We start from the raw sequence: 22,817 nt of genomic DNA, 5'->3' as shown, positions 1-22,817 counted from the left end.
TAACCGTTTGTTGTATTCGGATTAGGCCGCGCCTCCGAATTCCTTCCTAGCGTCATCGACGTGCCAAGTACGAGGAAGAAGCAGCGGGTCGCCGTACTCGCGGATTCCGACACCCGGTGGAAGTGGGGCTCGCTCACCGCGAGCCGCCTGATCGAGGGCAGTCGCCAGGACATCCGCCTCGACGGCTACCTGCTCCGCGGCCGGGCGACGCCCACCCCCCGCCAGCTCGCCGAGGTGGGGGTGCGCGCCGACACGCTGCGCGAAGTCACCGCCGTCGAGTTCCTGCGCGAGATGGAACGCCAGGGGCACGAGGGCGAGGAGCCGTACGACCTGGTCGTGCTCGCCCTGGTCGGCGGCGCCGTGCAGGCCCTCCTGCACGGGCTCGCGCACAGCTGGAGCGGCCGCGAGCAGCGCCCCGTGGTCGCCACCGGCTATGTCGGCGTCGTCTACGAGAAGCTTGCCGACGGCCTGCTGCTGCGCCACGGCGCCGACCTGGTCCTCGCCAACTCCCGCCAGGACGCGGAGCGTTTCCGCGCCGTGTACGAGGGAGTGGGCGCGGACGCCGGCTCGGTCGTGGAGTGCGCGCTGCCGTTCCTGGGCGGTGAACCGTACGAGCAGCACGACCCGTACACCGTGGTCTTCGCCGCGCAGCCCTCCGTGCCGGAGAGCCGCAAGGACCGCGCCTACCTCCTCGACCGGATGGTGACGCACGCCCGCCGGCACCCCCAGCGCGAGGTGCTGCTCAAGCTGCGCTCCAGGCCCGGCGAGCACACCACGCACATCGAGGAGCTTCCGTACCAGAAGCTGGCGCAGAAGGTCCCCGGCGGACTGCCCGCCAACTGCCGCCTCGTCTACGGGCACATGGGCGAGGTCCTGGACCGCACCGACCTGCTCGTCACGGTCTCCTCGACCGCCGCCCTGGAGTCCCTGCACCGGCGCATCCCCACCGCGGTCCTCACCGACCTCGGGGTGCGCGAGGCGCTCGGCAACCACCACTTCGTGGGCTCCGGCTGCCTCGCCTCCTGGGACCAGCTGGACGAGGGGCGCGTGCCGGAGCCGGACGAGGTGTGGCTGGCCCGGCAGGGCGTCGAGGTGGACGGGGCGTACGACGCGGCCCGCGCCCGTGTCGCCGAGCTGGCCGCCCTGGACCGGATGCCGCCCCTCGACCCGTACTACACGCCCGTCACCGCGCCCGGCTACCAGCCCGGCGTGCTCGCCCGGCACCACCTCGGGCCCGACGGCGCCCCGCTGCCGGGCGCGCCCGTCGCCGCGAAGGAGCCGGGGCCGGTGCGCCAGGTCGTACGGCAGGCCGCGCGCGGCGCCTACCGGCACGGGGTGCAGCGCGTCGCCCCGGTGATCCGGCGGATGGGCGAGCTGTGACTCCCCGTACGACGACCTCCCGTACGACGACTCCCCGTACGGACGCCCCCCAAGGAGAACTGCCCATGAGCACCTCGCAACCGGGTCGACCGAGCCCAACTGCCGCGCCCGTGCGCCGCGTTCTCGCCGTGATCCCCGCACGCGGCGGCTCCAAGGGCGTACCCGCCAAGAACCTCGCCCCCGTCGCCGGTACGCCGCTGGTCGCCCGCGCCGTACGCGAGTGCCGCGCCGCCCGGCACATCACCGACGTGGTGGTCTCCACCGACGACCAGGCCATCGCGGCCGTCGCCCGTGAGGCAGGCGCCGAGGTGGTGCTGCGCCCCGCCGCGATCGCCGGGGACACGGCGACCTCCGAGGCCGCCGTCCTGCACGCCATGGACGCGCACGAGGCGCTGCACGGCTCGCCCGTCGACGTGGTCCTGCTCGTGCAGTGCACCAGCCCGTTCCTGACCCGCGAGGACGTGGACGGCGTCGCCGCCGCGGTCGTCGAGCAGGGCGCCGAGACCGCCCTGACCGTCGCCCCGTTCCACGGCTTCGTGTGGCGGGACAGCGCGGACGAGGCGACGGGCGCGGTGGACCAGGCCGCCGGGGCCCGGCGCGCCGTCGACGGCAACGCGTCCGGTGCCACCGCCACCGTGATCGAGGCGGCCGGCGGCTACGGCGTCAACCACGACAAGTCGTTCCGCCCGCGCCGCCAGGACCGCCCGCAGGACCTCCTGGAGACCGGTGCCGCGTACGCCATGGACGCCCCCGGCTTCCGCGAGCACCGGCACCGCTTCTTCGGCCGTACGGAACTCGTCCGCACCGATCCCGCGCGGGTCCTCGAAGTGGACGACCCGCACGACCTGGCGCGGGCCCGCGCGCTCGCCCCGCTCCTCGACCGCGAGGAGCTCCCGACCGCGTCCGACGTGGACGCGATCGTCATCGACTTCGACGGCACCCAGACCGACGACAAGGTGCTGATCGACTCCGAGGGACGGGAGGTCGTCGCCGTGCACCGCGGCGACGGACTCGGCATCGCGGCCCTGCGCAAGGCAGGCGTCCCGCTGCTGATCCTGTCCACGGAACAGAACCCGGTGGTCGCCGCCCGGGCCCGGAAGCTCAAGATCCCGGTCCTGCACGGCATCGACCGCAAGGACCTCGCACTCAAGCAGTGGTGCGAGGAGCAGGGCATCGCGCCTGAGCGCGTGCTCTACGTCGGCAACGACGTCAACGACCTCCCGTGCTTCGCCCTCGTCGGCTGGCCCGTGGCGGTCGCGAGCGCCCACGACGTCGTACGCGGCGCCGCACGCGCCGTCACCACCGTCCCCGGTGGCGAAGGCGCGATCCGAGAGATCGCCAGCTGGATCCTCGGCCCTTCTCTCGACTCCCTCAACAGCTAAGGAAACACCTCATGTCTGCATCGTCCGCCGCCTCCCAGTCCCGCCTGCGCACCCTCGGCAACAAGACCGCGGGCCCCGGCCGTCCCGTCTACATCACCGGCGAGATCGGCATCAACCACAACGGTGACCTGGAGAACGCCTTCAAGCTGATCGACGTGGCCGCCGAGGCCGGCTGCGACGCGGTCAAGTTCCAGAAGCGCACCCCGGAGATCTGCACCCCGCGCGACCAGTGGGACATCGAGCGCGACACCCCCTGGGGCCGGATGACGTACATCGACTACCGCCACCGCGTGGAGTTCGGCGAGGCCGAGTACCAGGCCATCTCCGACCACTGCAAGAAGCGCGGCATCGACTGGTTCGCCTCCCCGTGGGACACCGAGGCCGTCGCCTTCCTGGAGAAGTTCGACATCCCGGCCCACAAGGTGGCTTCCGCCTCCCTCACGGACGACGAGCTGCTCCGCGCGCTGCGCGCCACGGGCCGCACGATCATCCTCTCCACGGGCATGTCCACGCCCCGCCAGATCCGCCACGCCGTGGAGGTCCTGGGCTCGGACAACATCCTGCTCTGCCACGCCACGTCGACGTACCCGGCGAAGGCCGAGGAGCTGAACCTCCGCGTCATCAACACCCTCCAGGGCGAGTACCCGAACGTCCCGATCGGCTACTCCGGCCACGAGACGGGTCTGCAGACCACCCTCGCCGCGGTCGCCCTCGGCGCCACCTTCGTCGAGCGCCACATCACCCTCGACCGCGCCATGTGGGGCTCCGACCAGGCCGCGTCGGTGGAGCCGCAGGGCCTCACCCGCCTGGTCCGCGACATCCGCACCATCGAGGCGTCCCTCGGTGACGGCGTCAAGAAGGTGTACGAGTCGGAGCTCGGCCCGATGAAGAAGCTGCGCCGCGTCGAGGGCGTCGTCGCCGAGACGGAGTCCGCTGCGGACGCCGACCGCGAGCCGGTCGCGGTCTGACGACCCGGCACACGGAACTCACGGAACTCACAGAACCCATGGGATACGGGGACACCTCGCGGTGATGTCCGAACACGGGCCCGACGGCGCCACCCGGGACGCGGAGCAGGCCACGCCTGACCTCCGCGCCCCGGGCCGCCGTCCCGGCGGCACCCTCGCGTTCGTGGAGAGCCCGGTCCAGCTCCTGAACGTCCTGGAGTGGGCCCACGCGGACGCGCAACGAGCCGGCATGGGCACACGGGGGGACCTGACGGTCGTCGTCCTCTCCCCCCGGGACCCGATGTCCCGAGGCCAGCTCCGCCGCGTCGCCGAACTGGCCCGCGACGAGGGGCACGCGGTGCGCTGGGAGGAGGCGCGCGGGGGAGCGGGCGCCCCCCTGAAGACGGTGGGCGCCCTCGCGCCCGACCTGCGCCGAGCCGCCCGGATCGTCATCGGCGACCCCTTCTCCCGCTACGTACAACTCCTCCTCACCATCACCCGCGCCCGCGACCTGGTGGTCGTCGACGACGGCACGGCCACGATGGAGTTCATCGCCCAACTCGCGGGGGGTGAACGCCTGGTGCGCTGGCACCGCCGCGGCGGCCGCCCCGGCCCCCGCGACCTGGTCTTCGCCCCCTTCGCGCGGGCGGCGGTCCGCCGCCTGACGCCGGGCCCGTCCAGCTCGGTCGAGGTCTTCTCGTCGATGCCGGTGGACGAGATCCCCGAGGGCGTACGCCTCACTCCGAACACCTTCGCCTGGACCCGCGCCCGCTTCGGCCCGCCCCGCCTGACCCGCGGCGCCGACCTGGTGGGCACGTCCCTGGTCGAGACGGGCGTGGTCGACCCCGACCGCTACCTCACGGCGGTCACGGAACTCGCCCGCGCCCACAACGCCACCCGCTACTTCGCCCACCGCCGCGAAAGCGCCGAAAAACTCCACGAGTTGGCCTCCGCCACGGGCCTGGAGATCGTCCGCCCCGACCTCCCCCTGGAACTCATCGCCCGCCGAGGCCCCATCGGCCGCACGATCCTGAGCTTCCCGTCCACGGTCGTCCACACTTTGCCGCTGGCGCTCGCGGGCACGGAGGTGGAGGTCGCGGTGTGCGACATCGACCCAGCATGGCTGACCGATCACGCGTCGCCGCGAGCGGAGGGGTTCCTTTCGGGGGTTACGGGGTCGGCTCGGGGGGTGCGGCGGTTGTCTTCTACGGGGAAGGGCTGAGGCCGGCGGCCACGGCAAGCGGAACTACACGAAGTCCTCCCACGCCTCCTCGGCCCCGCCTCTCCGGATCATGTCGAGGGCGGGCCACGTCCCCTTCCCCAGGAAGTGCGGCCCACTGTGATGCAGCAGGAAGCACCGCTCGTCGGGGTCGATCAGGAACGTCGCCGCGTCGTAGGTCTCGTAACCGACGGGGAAGAGCGGCGCGCCGACGGACCGGGAGAACTCGACCACCTCTTCGATGTCCTCGTCGCTCGCGCGTCTCGGTTGCGGTGACGACCTCGATGTACTGGTCCTTGTCCATGCTGAACTCCCCTGATCCGGTGGCCTGGCAGCACGCCGGACCACCGTGGCAGCGGCCGGCCCCGACGCCGTGACGGGGAGCCGCGTCCTCCCCTGCCGTCGGCCCGGAAGCCGTGAGCACCACCCCGATTGCTCGGTGTCCCTCAGGCCATGGCATCGGTTCGGTCGGCCAGTCGCTTCAGCTCGGTGGGTGCGGAGCGCCCCGTGACGAGCATGAGGTCACGGACGGCGGACCGGGCCGCGATGTGCGACTTGACCATCTCGGGAGCCAGCTCCTCGGCGCGCAGGAACCAGCGGATGGCCTCGCCCGCATGGCGGAGCTGCGCGTGCGCGCGGCCGAGATCCATGGCCAGGCGGGCCTGTCGTTCGGCGGAGAGATGGGCGGCGTCCAGCGTCTCGCCGATGTCGATCGCCTCGCCTGCGTCGCCCAGATCCACGGCGATCGAGACGGCTTGGATCTCGACATTGGTCGGGCCGAACTCAAGGTCGAAGTCGTCCCTGTCCTCGCCGAGCCGACGGGCGACGCGGCGGGCGCACTCCATTTCCTTCCGCGCGTCCGTACGGTTCTTGGCACGGGCAAACACCAGGGCGAGTACGAGATGCAGCGCGCCCAGCAGGGACAGCGCCGCCTCGGTGGCGCGCTCGGGGTCGTCCGTGTACCGCCGCAGGGCACTGATCGCCGAACGGGCCGCATGCTCGGCCTGGTCGTAGCGCCCCAGCCGGACGAACGCGTGCGCCAGCCGGAAGATGCCGGCGAACCCATCGAGCGGACGCCCGGACCGCTCGGCCGCGCTGATCGAGCGGTCCGCTGCCACCCAGGCGGCGTCCGCCTCGTTCTGGCGGACGAATGCGGCGGAGAGGGCCTGGTAGGCGCGTGCCAGGAGCGAGTATGCCTCGGGCCGGTCCTTCGCGACGGCGGTCCGGGCAGCGCGTTCGAGGCGCGGCAGGATGCGCCCGAGCTCGGTACTCAGCTCCGCGTACCGGTTGCTGTGGGCGAGCTGCCAGATCTCGTCCACAGCCGTGCGCAGATCGGCCAAGTCCGTTCTGTCGTAGGGCGGTTGCGTGCCGAGCAGCACATCGAGCGCGGGATGGCCGGAGATCAACAGCCTGGCCTGGTCGAGGTCGTTCGGCACCGGAACGGGTGCGTGTGAGCTGTTCTCCTGCGGGGCGTCCGGGCGCAGCTCCTGTACAGAGACGCCGAGGGCGTCGGCCAACAGCCGCAGTACGTCAAGGCGGTTGACCGGCTGGACGCCTCGCTCCACCTGGGACAACCAACTCGGCGTCCGCCCGATCTCGGCGGCGAACTGCTTCTGTGTCATGCCGCGTTCGGCCCGCAGCCGGGCAATGCGGCCACCGAACGTCCGCTGTCCCTCGTCGGTCACTGGGTTCACTGCACCTTTCCGTCGACGGCGGCCAGGAAGGTCACCTCGGTCCGGTCAACGTAACGCTCCCGCTCGCTAAGGAAGTGCTGCACGTGCGGCTGCTGTTCGTGCACCGCGAATGCCGCCTGCTCCTCGTACAGCTCGTAGAAGACCCGCACGCGCGGCTCGTCCGGTACGCGGTGGGTCACGTAGAGCGTCGTGCCGGGCTCGGCGGCTCTGATGCCTTCGAGGGTCTTCGCGGTCAGCGCATCGAAGGCGTCTTCCGAACCCTCGCGCAGGGTGAAGCGGACCACCAGTCCGAAACCTGTGTGCACCCGAACTCCTCTGTTGTAGTCGCAGTCAGAGTCCCAGGCGGTTCGTCCTGTGAATAGTGCCAATTTTGCTTGACTAGCAATTTTTCTGTTACTAATGTGGTGACGGCGCCACTACTCGGCGTCATGAAGGAGCCCCCGCGGCCGCGTCAACGGCCCGGGGGCATGGCCAACCTGACGGAAGCAGGTCGACGTGCTGAACTTTATCGCCCGCTGCTTAGAGCCCGTGCTACGGCTGCTGCTCCCGCCGACCGGCCGTCATCGGCCACGGCGCGCAGGTCCTGCCGCCCAGAGCTCCCCGCTCTGTGCCGCGTGCTCCACGCCCGCTCCAGCCGTGCACGTGGACACCGCCCGCCTCCAGCGCGCCCGGCGCCGGGCCCTGCTGCTCTCCTCGTACGGCATCGACGTGGGCCCGAGCCGGATCCACGGGGTGGAGGTGACGCCGTGACCCACCACGCCGTACGCCTCCTCCCCTGGTCGAGCCCGGAGGGTAAGCCCTGCTACCTCATCGGCGACGGCACCGGCTCCAGTCACGTCTCCCGCGTCGCCGACAACGTCGAATCCGTACAACTCGACATGGCCGATGAGCTGCTCGACCACGCGGCGGAGATGAGAGCGGACGAGGAGGTGACCCGCGCCCAATTGAATTTCCTGGTGGACTGCATGACGCATTCCCTGCGAGACGTGTGCCGCATCGCCGTCAGCAGGGGCGATCGGCTGCGGGCAGCTGCGTTCGACGGTGATGGTTCGATGCGTGATCCGGGCAGGGCTGACCCGCAGTGTGGAATCTGAGGCGCCGGCCCTCGCGCCCCGATCGTGACCGGGACGCGAGGGCTGCGCTTCACCTCGGCGCGGAAGGCCAGGTGGTTCAGTCCTGGGGCGGCAGCGATCGTGCTCTTCGGTGGTGAGACGGTTCTCCGAGTTCTCCGAGTTCTCCGGGTTCTTCGGTGCGATCAGTCCAGGAGTGCCCAACTGTCGTAGCGTTGTGTCCACTTACTGGTGAGGGCAGGAGTGGACCGGGTTGTCCGGGGCGTCGAACCACAGGGTTCTCCCTGCGTCGTCGTAGGTGAGTCCGTAGCGGGTGACATGCGGCTGTCCGTTCGTGCGCCAGGTCGCGTACGCGGCAACGACCTCCGCCCACAGGTTGCGCGGGCCCCACTGCGTGACGGCGGCCCCCTCACGCCAGGCGGCGTAGTCGACGACGGAGACCGACGTGCCGCCCGTGTCCCAGAGTTGAGCCTGCCGCCCGTCCTCGGTGGAACGGGCGGTGCGGTGGATGTCGGGGACGTGCAGGCCGAGCGTGAAGCTCTGCGCCCACGTGCCGTCCAGGACGCGTGCCGGGTCGATCGGTGACGCGGACTGGGCGTAGGCATCCAGGGACGGGAGGCGGTGACGCCACCGGTGCGCGCGCACGGGCATATAGCTCGCAGAGCCGACGAAAGTACCCGACAGGACGCCGCCCTGGGCCCGGAGCTTTAGCAGGCCGCCGTCCTCGAAGGCGGTGTTGAACGGGGTGAGGACGACCGCTCCGTCGGCGGCCTGCTCGCGCCACGCGTCGGGAATGCCGTGTACGGACGCGGTCGCGATGATCCGGTCGTACGGGGCGTCGTGGCCGTAGCCGGCCAGTCCGTCACCGCAGACGGTCCGGGCCGGGTATCCGGCGCGCCTGAGCCGTGCGGTGGCGGCATCGACGAGATCCGGGTCGATGTCGATGCTCGTGACGGCCGCTGCGCGCTCAGACAGCAACGCGGTGTTGTAGCCCGAGCCGAGACCGATCTCCAGGACGCGGTGCCCGGGTTCGAGGTCGAGCTGGTTCAGCTTCTCGAACACGATGTCCGGCGCCGACACCGACGAGGTGAAACCGCCCGACGCAGGGCCGGTCGCCGCGGTGGCGCCGTCATCGAGCTGGGTCACGACAGACCGGTGCGGGTCCCATACGGCGGCCAGCCACGCCGGCTCGTCCACCGCCTTGTCGAGCATCGGATACAGGCCGTCGTCGTCAGCGGTGATGAGCCAGATGCGGTCGGGCACGAAGTCGGTGCGCTCAACGGTGCGGAAGGCGGCACGGAGCCACGGGGACCGGAAGGCCCCCGTGGTCTCCAGTGCGGTCTCGCACACGGTGCGGTGGTACGTCATGAGGAACTATCGGCCTCCGTTGCCGTCCGGGTTGGGCGGGGTAGGGGGTGGCGTCCACGGCTTGATCGGTGCGGGCTTGCCGCCGTGCTTTCCCATGTTTCCTCCCGTGTTGGTGCGGCGTGCTTCTCGCGCCCGCTCGGCGTCGGGTCGCTGCGGCTCGCTGAGCGGAGTGCGGGACTGGTGCGGAGGGCCAGGCCTCTGATCGCGGCCAATCGGCAGTCCGCTGAAGCGCATGTGGAGTGGAGCCGCCTTCAGCGGGCCGGCCTGCGGCGACTGCAGGAGAGCACCGGTGACCTTTACCGAGAAACCAAGTCCTTCCGCGTCTATGTGTCCGACGTGATCCCCGGGTTTCTCCAAACGGCGGGGTACGCCACCGCGTTGCTGTCCTCCATCGCGGATTTCCGGGTAACCCGGACGACGTGAGCGAGGCCATTGCAGCCCGCATGCGGCGTAACGAGTGTTGAGCAGGGCGGTCGCCGGTTCTCGTTCGTGCTGGAGGAATCAGTGTTGCGCTACCGGCTGTGCAGCGCCGAAACCATGGCAGCGCAGCTCGGCCACCTACTCGGGGCCATGGACCTGCAGAACGTCGCCGTGGGCGTCGTCCCGCTCGCGGCGCATCGGGCCGTTTGGCCCATGCCGACCTTCACGATCTTCGACAACCGGAGAGTGCACGCCGACACCCTGGACGCCGCCTCTACGCTCACCCAGCCGAGCCAGGTCGAGCTGTATGCCCGCGCCTTCGAACGTCTCTCGCAACAGGCTGTACGAGGAGCGGCGAGTCGGGCCCTCATCGCCGATGCGGTTGCGTCCTTGGCCTGATCGGCCGCGTCGGCGCACCGTTGCCGCCCGTAAGAAGACCAAAGTTCATACCCCCCAAACCCCCCACCCATACCCACCCCACCCCACTTTCTTACGTCAATCTGGCTGAAGTTTTGTTGATCGTGGGCTAGTTGACCCCGGAACCGCCCTACCCTTCGCAGGGTGAACCAACTGATGTCCCGCGAGTCCGACCCCTCCGAAGCCCCAGCCGCCGTCGCCTCAGTGGCCGAGTTGCTGCCCGGCGTACTCTCCGAAGAGCTCCGCGTCGAACTCATCGCGTTCCGGCGTGACTTGCACATGCACCCCGAGCTGGGGAACCAGGAGTTCCGGACGACCGCCGCCCTCAGGGCGAGGCTTGAGCAGGCCGGGCTCGCGCCCCGCGTGCTCGACACCGGGACCGGGCTCGTGTGCGACATCGGCGTACCCGACGCACAACGCCCCGTGCTCGCCCTGCGGGCCGACATTGATGCGTTGCCCATTCCGGACACCAAGGCCGGCGCCCCGTACCGGTCCACCGTCCCCGACCGCGCGCACGCCTGCGGGCACGACGTGCATACGGCGGTGGTGCTGGGCGCCGGGCTCGTACTCGCCGAACTCCACAAGGAGGGACGGCTCCCCGCGCCCGTACGGCTGATCTTCCAGCCCGCCGAGGAAGTGCTGCCGGGCGGGGCGCCGGACGCCATCGAGTCCGGGGTGCTCGACGGGGTCGGGCGGATCATCGCCGTGCACTGCGATCCGCGGGTCGACGCCGGCCGGATCGGGCTGCGGCACGGGCCCATCACCTCGGCCTGCGACCGCCTCGAAGTCTCCCTCGACGGGCCCGGCGGGCACACCGCGCGGCCGCACCTCACCACCGACCTCGTCACCGCCGCCGCGAAGGTCGTCACCGACGTGCCCGCGCTCGTGGGCCGGCGGGTCGACGCCCGCTCGGGGCTCGCCGTGACCTGGGGGCGGATCGAGTCCGGGCACGCCTGCAACGTCGTACCGCAGCACGCCGAACTCTCCGGCACCGTGCGCTGCCTGGACCTCGACGCGTGGCGGGCGGCGCCCGACCTGGTGCACGGGGCGATCCAGGAGATCGCCGACCTGCACCGCGCCAAGTCGGAGATCAACTACATTCGCGGCGTCCCGCCCGTCGTCAACGACCCGGAGGTCACCGAGCTGCTGCGCGACGCGATGGCCGCGCGGCGCGGGACGCACAGCGTCGAGGACACCGAGCAGAGCCTCGGCGGCGAGGACTTCTCCTGGTACCTGGAGCACGTGCCCGGCGCCATGGCCCGCCTCGGCGTCCGCGTTCCGGGCGAGCGCACCGTACGCGACCTCCACCAGGGCGACTTCGACGCCGACGAGCACGCCATCACCGTGGGCGTGGAGCTGTTCACCGCGGCGGCACTGCTCGACGCCCGTCTGTAGCGCCCCCGGGTCCGTGCCGTAGCGCCCCGGGCTCCGTCCCGGTTCCGTGGCGTAGAAACCCGGGTTCCGTCCCGGTTCCGTGCCGTAGCAACCCGGGTTCCGCCCCGGTTCCGTGCCGTCGTATCCCATGCGGCGGAACGTTTCGGTAACGGCGCGGACAACGGGGGCGTCCGTTGCTTCTACGCGCGTTACGGTGCGCCCAACATCGGCGCCCGCAGCGGCGCGTCGGGGATGAAGGGGTGCTTCCAATGCGTCGAATGCCTCGTTTCACTCACACTCGTATTGCTCGCAGATGTGCGCGTACCGCCGTGGCCGTCGCCACGCTCGCTCTCGTCGCCACCGGCTGTGGCGGAACCTCGGGGGAAAGCTCGGACGGGCAGGGCGACAAGGGCATGGCCATCGCCTTCGACATCGGCGGCAAGGGCGACCAGTCCTTCAACGACGCCGCCTACGCGGGCCTGGAGAAGGCGCGCGCCGAATTCGGCTACGAGGGCGAGGCCGTCGAGCCCAAGGACGGCGAGTCCGACGCCGACAAGGTGCAACGCCTCAAACAGCTGGCCAAGCAGGGGTACGACCCGGTCGTCGGCATCGGCTTCATCTACGCCAACGCCACCAAGGAGGCCGCGGCGGCCTACCCGGACACGACGTTCGGCATCGTCGACGACGCCACCGTCAAGGCGGACAACGTGGCCGCGCTCGTGTTCAACGAGGAGCAGGGCTCGTACCTCGCGGGGGTCGCCGCGGCCAAGGCGAGCAAGTCCAGGACCGTCGGCTTCGTCGGCGGCGTGGACATCCCGCTGATCCACAAGTTCGAGGCCGGCTTCGCGCAGGGCGTCAAGGACACCGACCCGAGCGTGAAGCTGGTCAAGCAGTATCTGACCCAGACCCCTCAGGAGGGCGGCTTCTCCAGCCCGGACAAGGGCAAGGCCGCCGCCGAGGCGCAGATCGAGAAGGGCGCCGACGTCATCTACCAGGCCGCCGGGCTCTCCGGCCAGGGCGTCGTCGAGGCCGCCGCGAAGGCCAAGAAGTGGGCGATCGGCGTCGACTCGGACCAGTACCGGCAGAAGGCGCTGAGCAAGTACAAGCGGTACATCCTCACCTCCGCCACGAAGGACGTCGGCGGCGCCGTGTTCGCCCTGGCCAAGTCGGTCGAGGACGGCAAGCCGCTCAGCGGGGTGCAGCGGTTCTCGCTGAAGGAGGGCGGCGTCGGGGTCACCGAGTCCAACCCGGAGTTCGCGAAGATCCCGGGCCTGAAGGCCGCCGTCGACCGGGCGAAGAAGGACATCATCGCCGGGAAGATCAAGGTCGCGACCACGCCGTAGGCGCGTACCGCAACCGTCGTCGGGCGGGCATCCGGGAGGACACCGGGTGCCCGCCCGTTCGCGTACGGCAAGCCCCCGGCGCGCTCCGGCAGGCCCTTCGACACATCCCGATAACGGGTTTGCCGGAAGGTCTTCTTTCGCCGGTCTACGCGCGTTAATCTGCGGCGGAGTCAGCGTCGAACCCCTCTTGTCGGCGCTTGTACGAAGGAGCACTTCACATGCGCCGGGTTTCCCGAATAGCGGTCGCGGGCGTGGCGTCCGCCGCTCTCGCCCTTACCGTCTCCGCCTGCGGCGGCACTTCCAAGGACGCGTCCGGCAGCGGCGAGTCCAAGGGCATCGGCATCGCGTACGACGTCGGCGGCAAGGGCGACCAGTCCTTCAACGACGCCGCGACCGCCGGCATGGAGCGGGCGAAGAAGGAGTTCAAGTACAAGGGCACGGCCGTCGAGCCCAAGGACGGCGAGTCCGACGCGGACAAGACGCAGCGCCTGGTCTCCCTGGCGAAGCAGGGCTACAACCCGGTGATCGGCGTCGGCTACGCGTACGCGCCCGCCGTGAAGGAGGCCGCGGAGAAGTTCCCGAAGGTCACCTTCGGCATCGTCGACGACGCCACCATCAAGGCGAAGAACGTCGCGTCCCTGGTCTTCAGCGAGCAGGAGGCCTCCTACCTCGCCGGTGTCGCCGCCGCCAAGGCCACCAAGACCCAGCACGTCGGCTTCGTGGGCGGTGTGGACGTACCGCTGATCCACAAGTTCGAGGCGGGCTTCACGCAGGGCGTCAAGGACACCGACCCGAAGATCGAGGTCGAGAAGCAGTACCTCACGCAGACCGCCGCCGAGGGCGGCTTCACCAGCCCCGACAAGGGCAAGGCCGCCGCCGAGGCGCAGATCGAGAAGGGCGCCGACGTCGTGTACCACGCGGCGGGCCTCTCCGGCCAGGGCGTGATCGAGGCCGCCGCGAAGGCCAAGAAGTGGGCCATCGGGGTGGACTCGGACCAGTACAAGCAGAAGCCGCTCGCCGCCTACAAGGAGTACATCCTGACGTCCGCCACCAAGGACGTCGCCCAGGCCGTGTTCAACCTGGCCAAGTCGGTGCAGGATGGCAAGCCCACCACCGGCATCGTGCGCGGCGACCTGAAGTCGGGCGAGGTGGCACTGTCCGACTCCAACCCGAAGTTCGCGAACAACGCCGCGATCCAGGAGGCCGTGAAGAAGGCCGAGGAGGGCATCGTCAACGGCGACATCAAGGTCAAGGCCAAGCCGTAACGACAGGGCCACCGGTACGGAGCGGGGCGTGGGGAGGATCCGTCCTCCCGGCGCCCCGCTGGCCGACCGTCCGGCACCGAGTAGGGGCGCTACGCGTGTAGATGGCCCCCGTTCCCAGGAGAGTGCGCCATCGCCACGTCCAGCAGCCCGCCGGAGGCGGGAACGGCCAACGCCGTCCGACTCACCGGAATCACCAAGCGGTTCCCCGGCGTCGTCGCCAACCACGACATCGACCTCGCCGTCCGCAAGGGCACCGTGCACGCCCTCTGCGGGGAGAACGGCGCCGGCAAGTCCACCCTGATGAAGATCCTCTACGGCATGCAGAAGCCGGACGAGGGCACCATCGCCGTCGACGGGAAGCAGGTCACGTTCGCCTCGCCCGGCGACGCCATCGAGCGCGGCATCGGCATGGTGCACCAGCACTTCATGCTCGCCGACAACCTCACCGTCCTGGAGAACGTCGTCCTCGGCAGCGAGAAGCTGCACGGCATCGGCGCCAAGGCCCGCGCCAAGATCGTCGACCTCTCCGAGCGGTACGGCCTCGGGGCCCGCCCCGACGCCCTCGTGGAGAGCCTCGGCGTCGCCGACCGGCAGCGCGTGGAGATCCTCAAGGTCCTCTACCGCGGCGCCACCACCCTGATCCTCGACGAGCCCACCGCGGTGCTCGTCCCGCAGGAGGTCGACGCGCTCTTCGCCAACCTGCGCGAGCTCAAGGCCGAGGGCCTGTCGGTCATCTTCATCTCGCACAAGCTCGGCGAAGTCCTGTCCGTGGCCGACGAGATCACCGTGATCCGGCGCGGTACGACGGTCGGCACCGTCGTACCGTCCGAGACCACCACCAAGCAGCTCGCCGAGCTGATGGTCGGCAGCGAACTGCCCACCCCCGAGACCGCCGAGTCCACCGTCACCGACCGCCCGGTCATCGAGGTCAGGAACCTCAGGCTGCTCGGCGAGGGCGGCCGCCCGCTGCTCGACGACATCTCGTTCACCATCCACGAGGGCGAGGTGCTCGGCCTCGCGGGCGTCGAGGGCAACGGCCAGACCGAACTCATCGACGCGCTCATCGGCCTCAAGCACGCCGACTCCGGCACGCTGCGCATGGCCGCACTCGAAGTGAGGGCCGAGGGCGGGACCGAGGACATCAATTCCTGGCCCACCCGCAAGCGCCGCGAGCAGGGCATCGGCTACATCCCCGAGGACCGGCACCGCCACGGCCTGCTCCTGGAGTCCCCCCTCTGGGAGAACCGCATCCTCGGCCATGTCACCGAGAAGCCCAACAGCAAGGGCGTCTGGCTCGACCCCAAGTCGGCCCAGGCGGACACCCGGCGCATCGTCGAGGAGTACGACGTACGCACCCCCGGCATCGACGTCACCGCGGCCTCACTGTCCGGCGGCAACCAGCAGAAGCTGATCGTCGGCCGCGAGATGAGCCACACGCCGCGCTTCCTGATCGCGGCCCACCCCACCCGCGGTGTGGACGTCGGCGCGCAGGCGCAGATCTGGGACCAGATCCGCGAGGCCCGCCGCGAGGGCCTGGCCGTTCTGCTGATCTCCGCCGACCTGGACGAGCTGATCGGCCTCTCCGACACGCTGCGGGTGATCTACCGAGGCCGGCTCGTCGCCGACGCCGACCCGGCAACCATCACCCCGGAGGAGCTGGGCTCCGCGATGACGGGCGCGGCTTCGGGGCACCTTGAGCACCCGGACGACGCCCCCGAGCAGTCGCCCACCGAAGCCGCCGCCCGGCCGGAGAACACCGAAGACGCCGCCGCCCCGGAGGACGAGGCCCGATGAAGAAGTTCGACAGGGAGCGGCTGCTCCTCGGCCTGGCGGGACCGGTGATCGCCCTGGTCGTCGCCGTGCTGCTCACCTCGGTGGTGCTGCTCGCCTCGGGCAGGAGCCCGTTCGAGCCGTACGCGATCATGCTGGAGCAGGCCGGCTACGCCGACATCCAGGTCCTGATCATCAACGCCGCCTCCGGGTACTACATCGCGGCGCTCGCGGTCGCCATCGGCTTCCGCATGAACCTGTTCAACATCGGAGTCGAGGGCCAGTACCGGCTCGCCGCCATGGTCACCGCCGTCGTCGGCGCCAAGGTCGCGCTGCCGGGCGCGCTGCAGCTGCCGCTGCTGATCCTGGTGGCGGCGCTGACCGGCGCGTTCTGGGCCGGGATCGCGGGTCTCCTCAAGGTCACCCGGGGCGTCAGCGAGGTCGTCTCGACGATCATGCTGAACTCCATCGCGACCTCCGTCATCGGCTACTTCACGCTGCCCTCGCTCTTCGGCGTCCGGCAGGGCAACAACAAGACCACCGGCGAGATGCACGACTCCGGCTGGTTCCCCAACCTGGACCTCGGCCCGGCCGGTGAGCTGTACGGCTTCGTCTTCGTCGCCGTCGCCCTCGGCGTCGCGTACTGGGTGATCCTCAACCGCACCCGCTTCGGCTTCGACCTGCGGGCCACCGGCGCCTCCGAGTCCGCCGCCGCGGCCAGCGGGGTCAACGCCAAGCGGATGGTTCTCACGGCGATGCTGCTCTCCGGCGCGGTCGCGGGCCTCGCGGGCATGCCGACGCTGCTCAACGACACGCACACGTACAGCCTGTCGTTCCCGACGTCGCTCGGCTTCACCGCCATCGGCATCGCGCTCCTCGGCCGCGGCGGGCCCGTCGGCATCGCCTTCGCCTCGCTGCTCTGGGCCTTCCTGGACAAGGCCTCGGCGGAGCTGGACTACCGCGGCTACGACACCGAGATCGCCGTCATCATGCAGGGCCTGATCGTCATCGCGGTCGTGGTCAGTTACGAGGCCGTACGCCGCTGGGGCCTGCGCCGCCAGCAGCAGCGCGTCGGCGAGGAGATCGCCGCGGGCCACGTCATCGGCACCGACGGCACCGACGGCACCGACGGCACCGACGGCTCCACCGGCACCTCCGGGGACGACAACGACAAGGAGGTGGCGGCCCGATGAGCACGGCACCCGCCCTCGACAAGCGGCCCGCCGCCGCATCCGCGCCCGCCCGCCGCCGGGTCACGCTCCCCGTACTCCTGCTGATCATCGCGGGCGTACTGGCGCTCACCTCGCTCGTCCGCATCGTCACCGGCGCCGACGGCATCACCAACGTCAGCCAGATGTCCACCGCGCTCAAGCTGGCCGTGCCGATCGGCATGGCGGGCCTCGGCGGCCTGTGGGCCGAGCGGGCCGGCATCATCAACATCGGCCTCGAAGGCATGCTGATCCTCGGCACCTGGTTCGGCGCCTGGGCGGGCTACCAGTGGGGGCCGTGGATCGGCGTCCTCGCGGGCATCGCGGGCGGCGCGCTCGGCGGACTGGTGCACGCGATCGTCACGGTCACGTTCAACGTCAACCACATCGTCTCCGGTGTGGCCATCAACATCCTCGCCCTCGGCGCCACCCGGTACGTCTCCGCGTTCGCCTTCGAGGGCGTCCCGCAGGGCACGTCCAAGCAGTCGCCGCCGGTGGAGTCGCTCGGCCAGTTCACGGTCCCCGGACTCTCCGACGGTTTGGAGACCCTGAACGACAAGGGCTGGTTCCTGCTCTCCGACGTGGCGGGCCTCCTCGGCGGCCTGGTCACGCGGATGTCGCCGCTCACCCTGGTCGCGCTCGCGCTGGTCCCGGTCAGCTGGTGGATTCTGTGGCGCACCTCGTTCGGCCTGCGGCTGCGCTCCTGCGGCGAGAACCCGACGGCCGCCGAGTCCCTCGGCGTCAACGTCTACAAGTACAAGTACCTCGCCGTGATCATCTCCGGCGGCCTGGCCGGCCTCGGCGGGGCGTTCCTCTCGATCGTCGCCAACCCCTTCTACCTGGAGGGCCAGACCGGCGGCCGAGGGTACATCGGCCTCGCCGCGATGATCTTCGGCAACTGGATGCCCGGCGGACTCGCCCTCGGCGCGGGCCTGTTCGGCTACACCGACAGCCTCAAGCTGCGCGGCGGCACGGAGAACGTGCACGCCCTGCTGCTCCTGATCGCGATCCTCGTCCTGATCGGCGCGATCTGGCTGGCGGTGCGCAAGAAGTACGTCGGCGCGGTGCTCGCCGTCCTGGTGTCGGGCCTGGTGTTTGCTTGGTACGCCACCACGAAGCAGGTGCCGACCCAGGTCGTCACCGCCACGCCGTACGTGGTGACCCTCCTCGTCCTCTCCCTGTCCGCGCAGCGCCTGCGGATGCCGAGGGCGAACGGCAAGCCGTACCGAAGGGGACAAGGCACATGACCGAGGCCGTCGTCGACGTCGACTGGGACGCCCTGCGCGTCGCCGCCCGGGACGCCATGTCCCTTGCGTACGCCCCGTATTCGGGCTACCCGGTCGGCGCGGCGGCCCTGGTCGACGACGGCCGGGTGGTCAGCGGCTGCAACGTGGAGAACGCGTCGTACGGCATCGGGTTGTGCGCGGAGTGCGGGCTGGTGTCGGCGCTGCGGCTCTCCGGCGGGGGGCGGTTGACCCACTTCACGTGTGTGGACGGGGAGGGGGCGGTCCTCGTGCCGTGCGGGCGGTGTCGGCAGTTGCTGTACGAATTCGGCGGGGCCGGGCTGCTGTTGGAGACGCCCGAGGGGGTCCTCCCGCTCGCGGAGATGCTCCCCCAGCCTTTCGGCCCCGGGCACCTTTCTTGATCCCCTCCCCGCCCCTATCGGGGCAAAATCAGCCCCTCCGGCGTTTGAGGAGCGGGGGTCCGGGGGCTGGCCCCCGTGCCGACGGCAGTCTTTCGGGAAGGGGCGGGGAGGGGCACGAAAAGACCGCAACCACCAACCACCCGCACCTGGAAGGTGACCCCATGGACGTCATCAGCGTCATCCGCACCAAGCGCGACCGCAAAGAGCTCACCCCCGCCCAGATCGACTGGGTCATCGACGCCTACACCAACGGCACCGTCGCAGACGAGCAGATGTCCGCCCTCGCGATGGCGATCCTCCTCAACGGAATGACCCGCCCCGAGATCGCCCGCTGGACCGCCGCGATGATCAACTCCGGTGAGCGGATGGACTTTTCGAGCCTCACCCGACCCACCGCCGACAAGCACTCCACCGGCGGCGTAGGCGACAAGATCACCCTCCCCCTCGCGCCCCTCGTCGCCGCCTGCGGTGCCGCCGTACCGCAGCTGTCCGGCCGCGGACTCGGCCACACCGGCGGCACCCTCGACAAGCTGGAGTCCATCCCCGGCTGGCGCGCACTGCTGTCGAACGCCGAGATGCTCGACGTACTGAACAGCACCGGCGCCGTCATCTGCGCCGCGGGCGACGGCCTCGCCCCGGCCGACAAGAAGCTGTACGCGCTGCGCGACGTCACCGGCACCGTCGAGGCCGTCCCGCTGATCGCCTCCTCGATCATGAGCAAGAAGATCGCGGAGGGCACGGGCTCGCTCGTCCTCGATGTGAAGGCCGGCTCGGGCGCGTTCATGAAGACCGAGGCGGACGCGCGGGAACTCGCCGAGACGATGGTGGGGTTGGGCAACGACCACGGCGTCCGCACCGTCGCCCTGCTCACCGACATGGCGACCCCCCTCGGCCGCACCGCCGGCAACGCCCTCGAAGTCCGGGAGTCCGTCGAGGTGCTGGCGGGCGGCGGCCCCGCCGACGTCGTCGAGCTGACCCTGGCCCTCGCCCGCGAGATGCTGGACGCGGCGGGCCTGCGGGACGCCGACCCGGCGAAGGCGCTCGCCGACGGGTCGGCGATGGACGTGTGGCGCCGCATGATCGCGGCCCAGGGCGGCGACCCGGACGCGGACCTGCCCGTAGCCCGCGAACAGCAGATCGTCGCGGCCGCGTCGGACGGCGTGCTGACCCGCCTGGACGCGTACGACGTGGGCGTCGCCGCCTGGCGCCTGGGCGCGGGCCGGGCCCGTAAGGAGGACCCGGTGCAGGCCGCCGCGGGCGTCGAACTGCACGCCAAGCCCGGCGACCCGGTGAAGGCGGGCCAGCCCCTGCTCACCCTGCACACCGACACCCCGGACCGCTTCGACTACGCCCTCGAAGCGCTGGACTCCGCGTACGACATCGGCCCCGCGGGCGCCGAGTTCAGCGCGCGGCCGATCGTCCTGGACCGCATCGCCTGAGCGAACCCTTCAGGGCCTTGAGGGTGCCACTCCCCGGCCGCCGCACCCGCCAGTCCGTGGGGTGCGGCGGCCGCGTGCGCGGAGCGTGAAGGGCCCGCACCCCTCCGATGAGTTCCGGGCGGTCCGCGGGTCTGCCCTGTGTGAAGGCAACCGAACCGCTTGTCGTCGGCCTCGGCGCCCGGGTCGCCCGGGACGAGGTGCCGCAGCTGTGCGAGCAGATGGCCGCGGGGCTCCGGGCCACCGGCGCCACCGAGGTGGTCTGCGACGCCGGTGCGCTCGACGTGGCCGACCTGGCCGCCGTCGAGGCCCTGGCCCGGATGCGCCTGACCGCCCGCAGAGCAGGGGCCGTGATGCGCATCCGGGACCCCGGCCGCCGGCTGACCGGGCTACTGGCCCTGGTCGGCCTGGGCGAGCTGCTCGGGGAAGTCGAAGAGCGGGAACCACCGCTTGGTGTCGAGGAAGCAGTGGAACCCACTGATCCGGCCCTGTGACGTCTCGATGATCTGCAGCGCCCACGGCACCATGGCGCCCGAGCCCTCCGGGTCCGGCTTGTAGTGCGCGAAGGCCGGGGTGCCGTTGGCGAAGGTGGGCAGCAGCTTGGAGCCCTCGCAGCCCGCGCCCTGGTTGACCAGGAACGCCAGGATGTCGTCGTGGCCCTTGAGCCACAGGTCGAACGGCGGCATCGTCATGACGGCGTCGTCGTGCAGCACGGCGGCCAGGGCCTTCATGTCGTACCCCTGGAACGCCTCCATGTAGCGCTTCAGCAGGTCCTGCTGCTCCTCGTTGAGCGGGTCCGCCGGGTCGGAGTCCTTGACCGGGGACTCGTTGAGGGTGGCGCGGGCGCGCTGCAGGGCGCTGTTCACCGAGGCGACCGAGGTGTCGAGGAGCTCGGCGACCTCGCTCGCCCGCCAGGCGAGGACCTCGCGCAGGATCAGCACCGCGCGCTGCTTGGGCGGCAGATGCTGCAGCGCGGCGATGAACGCGAGCCGCACGGACTCCCGGGCCACGGCCGTGTCCGCCGGGTCGGCGGTGGACGGCAGGATGCGGCTGTCGGGGATCGGCTCCAGCCAGGTGGCCTCCGGGTGCGGGTTGAGCTGGGCCGTGGCCTGGCGGCCGCGCTCGGTGAAGTCCATCGGCAGGGCGCGTTTGTTCCCGGCGCTCAGCATGTCCAGGCAGACGTTCGTCGCGATGCGGTAGAGCCAGGAGCGCAGCGAGGAGCGGCCCTCGAACTTGTCGTACGCCCGCCAGGCGCGGACGAAGGCGTCCTGCACCGCGTCCTCGGCCTCGAAGCTGGAGCCGAGCATGCGGTAGCAGTAGCCCGTCAGCTCCGTGCGGTACTTCTGCATGCCGGCGTCGAGCTCGCTCTGCGTCGTTGCCAGATCACTCATGGAGTCCACCTCAACCACCGCTCCGTACGGCCGGTCCCGACCGTCTCTTCGGAAGCTACAGGACCCCACTGACAATCGCGCGGGAGCTGGGAAAACCAGGTACGAAGCGGCAGTTGAGGTGGACAGTGAGCGGTTGCGGCCGGTTCAGCGGTGCGCCGCGGCGGCGACCAGGATCCGGCGCTCGGTGCGCGCCGCGTGCGAGCCGTACAGCGTCACCGAGACGACGCCGAGGACCGCGAGCAGGCCGAGCAGGACCGTGCCGGACCAGCCTCCGGCGTGGAACGCGAACGCGCCGAGCGTGCCGCCCACGCTGGAGCCCAGGTAGTACGCGGACTGGTACAGGGCGGAGGCCTGCGCGCGCCCCTTTGTGGCCGTACGGCTCACCGAGGAGGACGCCACCGCGTGCCCCGCGAAGAACCCCGCCGTGATCAGCACCAGGCCGAGCAGCACGGCGACGAGACCGTCGGACAGCGAGAGCAGCAGGCCGGACGCGGTCGTGCCGACGGCCAGGTACAGCGCGCCGCGCCGCCCGAGCCGCCCGACGAGCTTGCCCGCGGCGGCCGAGGAGGCCGTGCCGACCAGGTAGACCAGGAAGATCGAGCCGACCACGCCCTGCGGGAGCGAGAACGGGGCGTCGACGAGCCGGTAGCCGATCACCGTGTAGACGGCGCCGAACACTGTCATGAACAGCGCGCCGATCACGTACAGGCGGCAGAGCAGCGGGTTGGCGAGATGGCCGCGGACGGTCCGCGCCAGGGCCCGCGGGCGCAGCGAACCGGTGCGGAAGTGGCGGGGCGCGGGCAGCAGCAGCCGGAAGACGGCCGCGCACACCAGGGCCATCAGGCCGACCGCGGCGAGCGCCGCGCGCCAGTCCCAGGCCTGCGCGACCCAGCCGGTGAGGACGCGGCCGCTCATGCCGCCGATGGAGTTGCCGGCCACGAACAGGCCGATCGCGGCGATCAGCGCCTTGGGGCGTACCTCCTCCGCCAGGTACGCCATCGCCGATGCGGGCAGCCCGGCGAGCGCGGCGCCCTGCACGGCGCGCAGCGCGATCAGCCAGCCGAGGTCGGGCGCGAACGGCACGAGCAGGCCGACGGCGACGGCGACGGTCAGGGACCAGGTCATCAGCGTGCGCCGCCCGAACCGCTCCGAGAGCGCGCTCAGCGGCAGTACGCACAGGGCGAGGGCGCCGGTAGCGGCGGAGACCGTCCAGCTCGCGGTGTCGGCGGTGACGGCGAAGTCCGCGGAGATCGCGGGGAGCAGGGCCTGCGTGGAGTACAGCAGGGCGAAGGTGGCGAGCCCCGCGGCGAACAGGGCGAAGCTCATCCGGCGGTAGCCGGGGCCGCCGGGCGTGAGACGCGTGTCGGTCTCGACGGGGGCGGGAGCGGGGGAGGAAGCGGGGGACGCGGAGGTGAGGGCGCCCGCGGGTTGGGCGGACGCCTTGCTACTGGCAGGTGGCATACGTCAAAAGTAGGGACGTACGCCTGA

20 protein-coding genes and 1 pseudogene are annotated in these 22,817 nt (G+C 70.9%); 15 read left to right on the top strand and 6 right to left on the bottom strand.

Features of this window, described 5'->3' with window-relative positions:
- The first annotated feature begins 60 nt into the window (after nt 1–60).
- The 4 genes from QIS99_RS05085 to QIS99_RS05070 all read left to right on the top strand — a co-directional run bounded on the left by QIS99_RS05085 (nt 61) and on the right by QIS99_RS05070 (nt 4,931).
- The gene (locus QIS99_RS05085; protein WP_282510901.1) at nt 61–1,380 is read left to right on the top strand and encodes a DUF6716 putative glycosyltransferase; all 1,320 of its coding nucleotides are present in this window, start codon (nt 61–63) and stop codon (nt 1,378–1,380) included.
- Nucleotides 1,381–1,445: 65 nt separating this feature from the next.
- Nucleotides 1,446–2,762 carry an N-acylneuraminate cytidylyltransferase gene (locus QIS99_RS05080; protein ID WP_282510900.1) on the top strand — a complete coding sequence of 439 codons (1,317 nt, stop codon included), beginning with the start codon at nt 1,446–1,448 and terminating at the stop codon, nt 2,760–2,762.
- Between the two features lie 11 nt (nt 2,763–2,773).
- Nucleotides 2,774–3,730 (top strand): N-acetylneuraminate synthase family protein, encoded by a 957-nt coding sequence (locus QIS99_RS05075; protein WP_282510898.1) that lies wholly within the window; start codon nt 2,774–2,776, stop codon nt 3,728–3,730.
- 64 nt (nt 3,731–3,794) lie between these two features.
- A complete protein-coding gene (locus QIS99_RS05070) occupies nt 3,795–4,931 on the top strand; it encodes a hypothetical protein (protein ID WP_282510896.1) in 1,137 nt (378 codons plus the stop codon).
- Between the two features lie 24 nt (nt 4,932–4,955).
- Here the strand turns inward: QIS99_RS05070 and QIS99_RS32415 are convergent, their stop codons facing one another.
- The 3 genes from QIS99_RS32415 to QIS99_RS05055 form a co-directional block, all read right to left on the bottom strand.
- Nucleotides 4,956–5,276 carry an SUKH-3 domain-containing protein gene (locus QIS99_RS32415; RefSeq protein ID WP_282510893.1) on the bottom strand — a complete coding sequence of 107 codons (321 nt, stop codon included), beginning with the start codon at nt 5,274–5,276 and terminating at the stop codon, nt 4,956–4,958.
- A gap of 98 nt (nt 5,277–5,374) precedes the next feature.
- On the bottom strand, nt 5,375–6,613 hold the full coding sequence (locus QIS99_RS05060) for a helix-turn-helix domain-containing protein (RefSeq protein ID WP_282510891.1): 1,239 nt from the start codon (nt 6,611–6,613) through the stop codon (nt 5,375–5,377).
- A gap of 5 nt (nt 6,614–6,618) precedes the next feature.
- On the bottom strand, nt 6,619–6,927 hold the full coding sequence (locus QIS99_RS05055) for a putative quinol monooxygenase (RefSeq protein WP_282510889.1): 309 nt from the start codon (nt 6,925–6,927) through the stop codon (nt 6,619–6,621).
- Nucleotides 6,928–7,368: 441 nt separating this feature from the next.
- Between QIS99_RS05055 and QIS99_RS05050 the strand changes: the two genes are divergently transcribed.
- Nucleotides 7,369–7,716, top strand: a complete 348-nt coding sequence (locus tag QIS99_RS05050) for a hypothetical protein (protein WP_282510887.1) — start codon at nt 7,369–7,371, stop codon at nt 7,714–7,716.
- A gap of 201 nt (nt 7,717–7,917) precedes the next feature.
- Here the strand turns inward: QIS99_RS05050 and QIS99_RS05045 are convergent, their stop codons facing one another.
- Nucleotides 7,918–9,060 carry a methyltransferase domain-containing protein gene (locus QIS99_RS05045; protein ID WP_282510885.1) on the bottom strand — a complete coding sequence of 381 codons (1,143 nt, stop codon included), beginning with the start codon at nt 9,058–9,060 and terminating at the stop codon, nt 7,918–7,920.
- Here QIS99_RS05045 and QIS99_RS05040 point away from each other — a divergent pair.
- The 10 genes and pseudogenes from QIS99_RS05040 (at nt 9,049) to QIS99_RS04995 (ending at nt 20,432) form a co-directional block, all read left to right on the top strand.
- Nucleotides 9,049–9,879 (top strand): annotated as a pseudogene (locus QIS99_RS05040) (DUF5753 domain-containing protein). The gene QIS99_RS05045 and the pseudogene QIS99_RS05040 overlap by 12 nt on opposite strands.
- Nucleotides 9,880–10,053: 174 nt before the next feature.
- Nucleotides 10,054–11,292: a M20 family metallopeptidase gene (locus QIS99_RS05035; protein ID WP_282511394.1), complete on the top strand. Its 1,239-nt coding sequence runs from the start codon at nt 10,054–10,056 to the stop codon at nt 11,290–11,292.
- A gap of 257 nt (nt 11,293–11,549) precedes the next feature.
- The gene (locus QIS99_RS05030; RefSeq protein ID WP_408909482.1) at nt 11,550–12,614 is read left to right on the top strand and encodes a BMP family lipoprotein; all 1,065 of its coding nucleotides are present in this window, start codon (nt 11,550–11,552) and stop codon (nt 12,612–12,614) included.
- 218 nt (nt 12,615–12,832) lie between these two features.
- A complete protein-coding gene (locus tag QIS99_RS05025; protein WP_282510879.1) occupies nt 12,833–13,879 on the top strand; it encodes a BMP family lipoprotein in 1,047 nt (348 codons plus the stop codon).
- Between the two features lie 129 nt (nt 13,880–14,008).
- Complete coding sequence (locus QIS99_RS05020) at nt 14,009–15,673, top strand: ABC transporter ATP-binding protein (protein WP_282511392.1); 1,665 nt, start codon at nt 14,009–14,011, stop codon at nt 15,671–15,673.
- Nucleotides 15,670–16,842, top strand: coding sequence for an ABC transporter permease (locus tag QIS99_RS05015; RefSeq protein ID WP_282510876.1), 1,173 nt, complete (start codon nt 15,670–15,672; stop codon nt 16,840–16,842). The genes QIS99_RS05020 and QIS99_RS05015 overlap by 4 nt, the downstream gene beginning before the upstream one ends.
- Nucleotides 16,839–18,104: an ABC transporter permease gene (locus QIS99_RS05010; protein ID WP_282510874.1), complete on the top strand. Its 1,266-nt coding sequence runs from the start codon at nt 16,839–16,841 to the stop codon at nt 18,102–18,104. Before QIS99_RS05015 ends, QIS99_RS05010 begins: the two co-directional genes overlap by 4 nt.
- Nucleotides 18,101–18,502 carry a cytidine deaminase gene (locus QIS99_RS05005; RefSeq protein ID WP_282510872.1) on the top strand — a complete coding sequence of 134 codons (402 nt, stop codon included), beginning with the start codon at nt 18,101–18,103 and terminating at the stop codon, nt 18,500–18,502. The genes QIS99_RS05010 and QIS99_RS05005 overlap by 4 nt, the downstream gene beginning before the upstream one ends.
- Before the next feature lie 161 nt (nt 18,503–18,663).
- Nucleotides 18,664–19,941 carry a thymidine phosphorylase gene (locus QIS99_RS05000; protein WP_282510871.1) on the top strand — a complete coding sequence of 426 codons (1,278 nt, stop codon included), beginning with the start codon at nt 18,664–18,666 and terminating at the stop codon, nt 19,939–19,941.
- Nucleotides 19,942–20,081: 140 nt separating this feature from the next.
- Nucleotides 20,082–20,432 (top strand): STAS domain-containing protein, encoded by a 351-nt coding sequence (locus QIS99_RS04995; protein WP_282510870.1) that lies wholly within the window; start codon nt 20,082–20,084, stop codon nt 20,430–20,432.
- Here QIS99_RS04995 and QIS99_RS04990 read toward each other — a convergent pair.
- Nucleotides 20,328–21,329: a sigma-70 family RNA polymerase sigma factor gene (locus tag QIS99_RS04990; protein ID WP_282510868.1), complete on the bottom strand. Its 1,002-nt coding sequence runs from the start codon at nt 21,327–21,329 to the stop codon at nt 20,328–20,330. The genes QIS99_RS04995 and QIS99_RS04990 overlap by 105 nt on opposite strands.
- 144 nt (nt 21,330–21,473) lie before the next feature.
- Nucleotides 21,474–22,790 carry an MFS transporter gene (locus QIS99_RS04985; RefSeq protein ID WP_282510867.1) on the bottom strand — a complete coding sequence of 439 codons (1,317 nt, stop codon included), beginning with the start codon at nt 22,788–22,790 and terminating at the stop codon, nt 21,474–21,476.
- Nucleotides 22,791–22,817: the final 27 nt, after the last annotated feature.

Origin of the sequence: Streptomyces solicavernae (assembly GCF_029968095.1) — a bacterium.
Taxonomy (GTDB): domain Bacteria; phylum Actinomycetota; class Actinomycetes; order Streptomycetales; family Streptomycetaceae; genus Streptomyces; species Streptomyces solicavernae.
This window is presented reverse-complemented; position numbering and strand designations above follow the sequence as displayed.

Bases quoted from the DNA above. Each gene is read 5' to 3' on its own strand.
- QIS99_RS05075 (WP_282510898.1), top strand. From the start codon at position 2,774: ATGTCTGCATCGTCCGCCGCCTCCCAGTCCCGCCTGCGCACCCTCGGC.
- QIS99_RS04990 (WP_282510868.1), bottom strand. From the start codon at position 21,329: ATGAGTGATCTGGCAACGACGCAGAGCGAGCTCGACGCCGGCATGCAG.
- QIS99_RS05005 (WP_282510872.1), top strand. From the start codon at position 18,101: ATGACCGAGGCCGTCGTCGACGTCGACTGGGACGCCCTGCGCGTCGCC.
- QIS99_RS04985 (WP_282510867.1), bottom strand. From the start codon at position 22,790: ATGCCACCTGCCAGTAGCAAGGCGTCCGCCCAACCCGCGGGCGCCCTC.
- QIS99_RS05070 (WP_282510896.1), top strand. From the start codon at position 3,795: ATGTCCGAACACGGGCCCGACGGCGCCACCCGGGACGCGGAGCAGGCC.
- QIS99_RS05015 (WP_282510876.1), top strand. From the start codon at position 15,670: ATGAAGAAGTTCGACAGGGAGCGGCTGCTCCTCGGCCTGGCGGGACCG.
- QIS99_RS05010 (WP_282510874.1), top strand. From the start codon at position 16,839: ATGAGCACGGCACCCGCCCTCGACAAGCGGCCCGCCGCCGCATCCGCG.
- QIS99_RS05030 (WP_408909482.1), top strand. From the start codon at position 11,550: ATGCCTCGTTTCACTCACACTCGTATTGCTCGCAGATGTGCGCGTACC.
- QIS99_RS05000 (WP_282510871.1), top strand. From the start codon at position 18,664: ATGGACGTCATCAGCGTCATCCGCACCAAGCGCGACCGCAAAGAGCTC.
- QIS99_RS05080 (WP_282510900.1), top strand. From the start codon at position 1,446: ATGAGCACCTCGCAACCGGGTCGACCGAGCCCAACTGCCGCGCCCGTG.
- QIS99_RS05025 (WP_282510879.1), top strand. From the start codon at position 12,833: ATGCGCCGGGTTTCCCGAATAGCGGTCGCGGGCGTGGCGTCCGCCGCT.
- QIS99_RS05045 (WP_282510885.1), bottom strand. From the start codon at position 9,060: ATGACGTACCACCGCACCGTGTGCGAGACCGCACTGGAGACCACGGGG.
- QIS99_RS05035 (WP_282511394.1), top strand. From the start codon at position 10,054: ATGTCCCGCGAGTCCGACCCCTCCGAAGCCCCAGCCGCCGTCGCCTCA.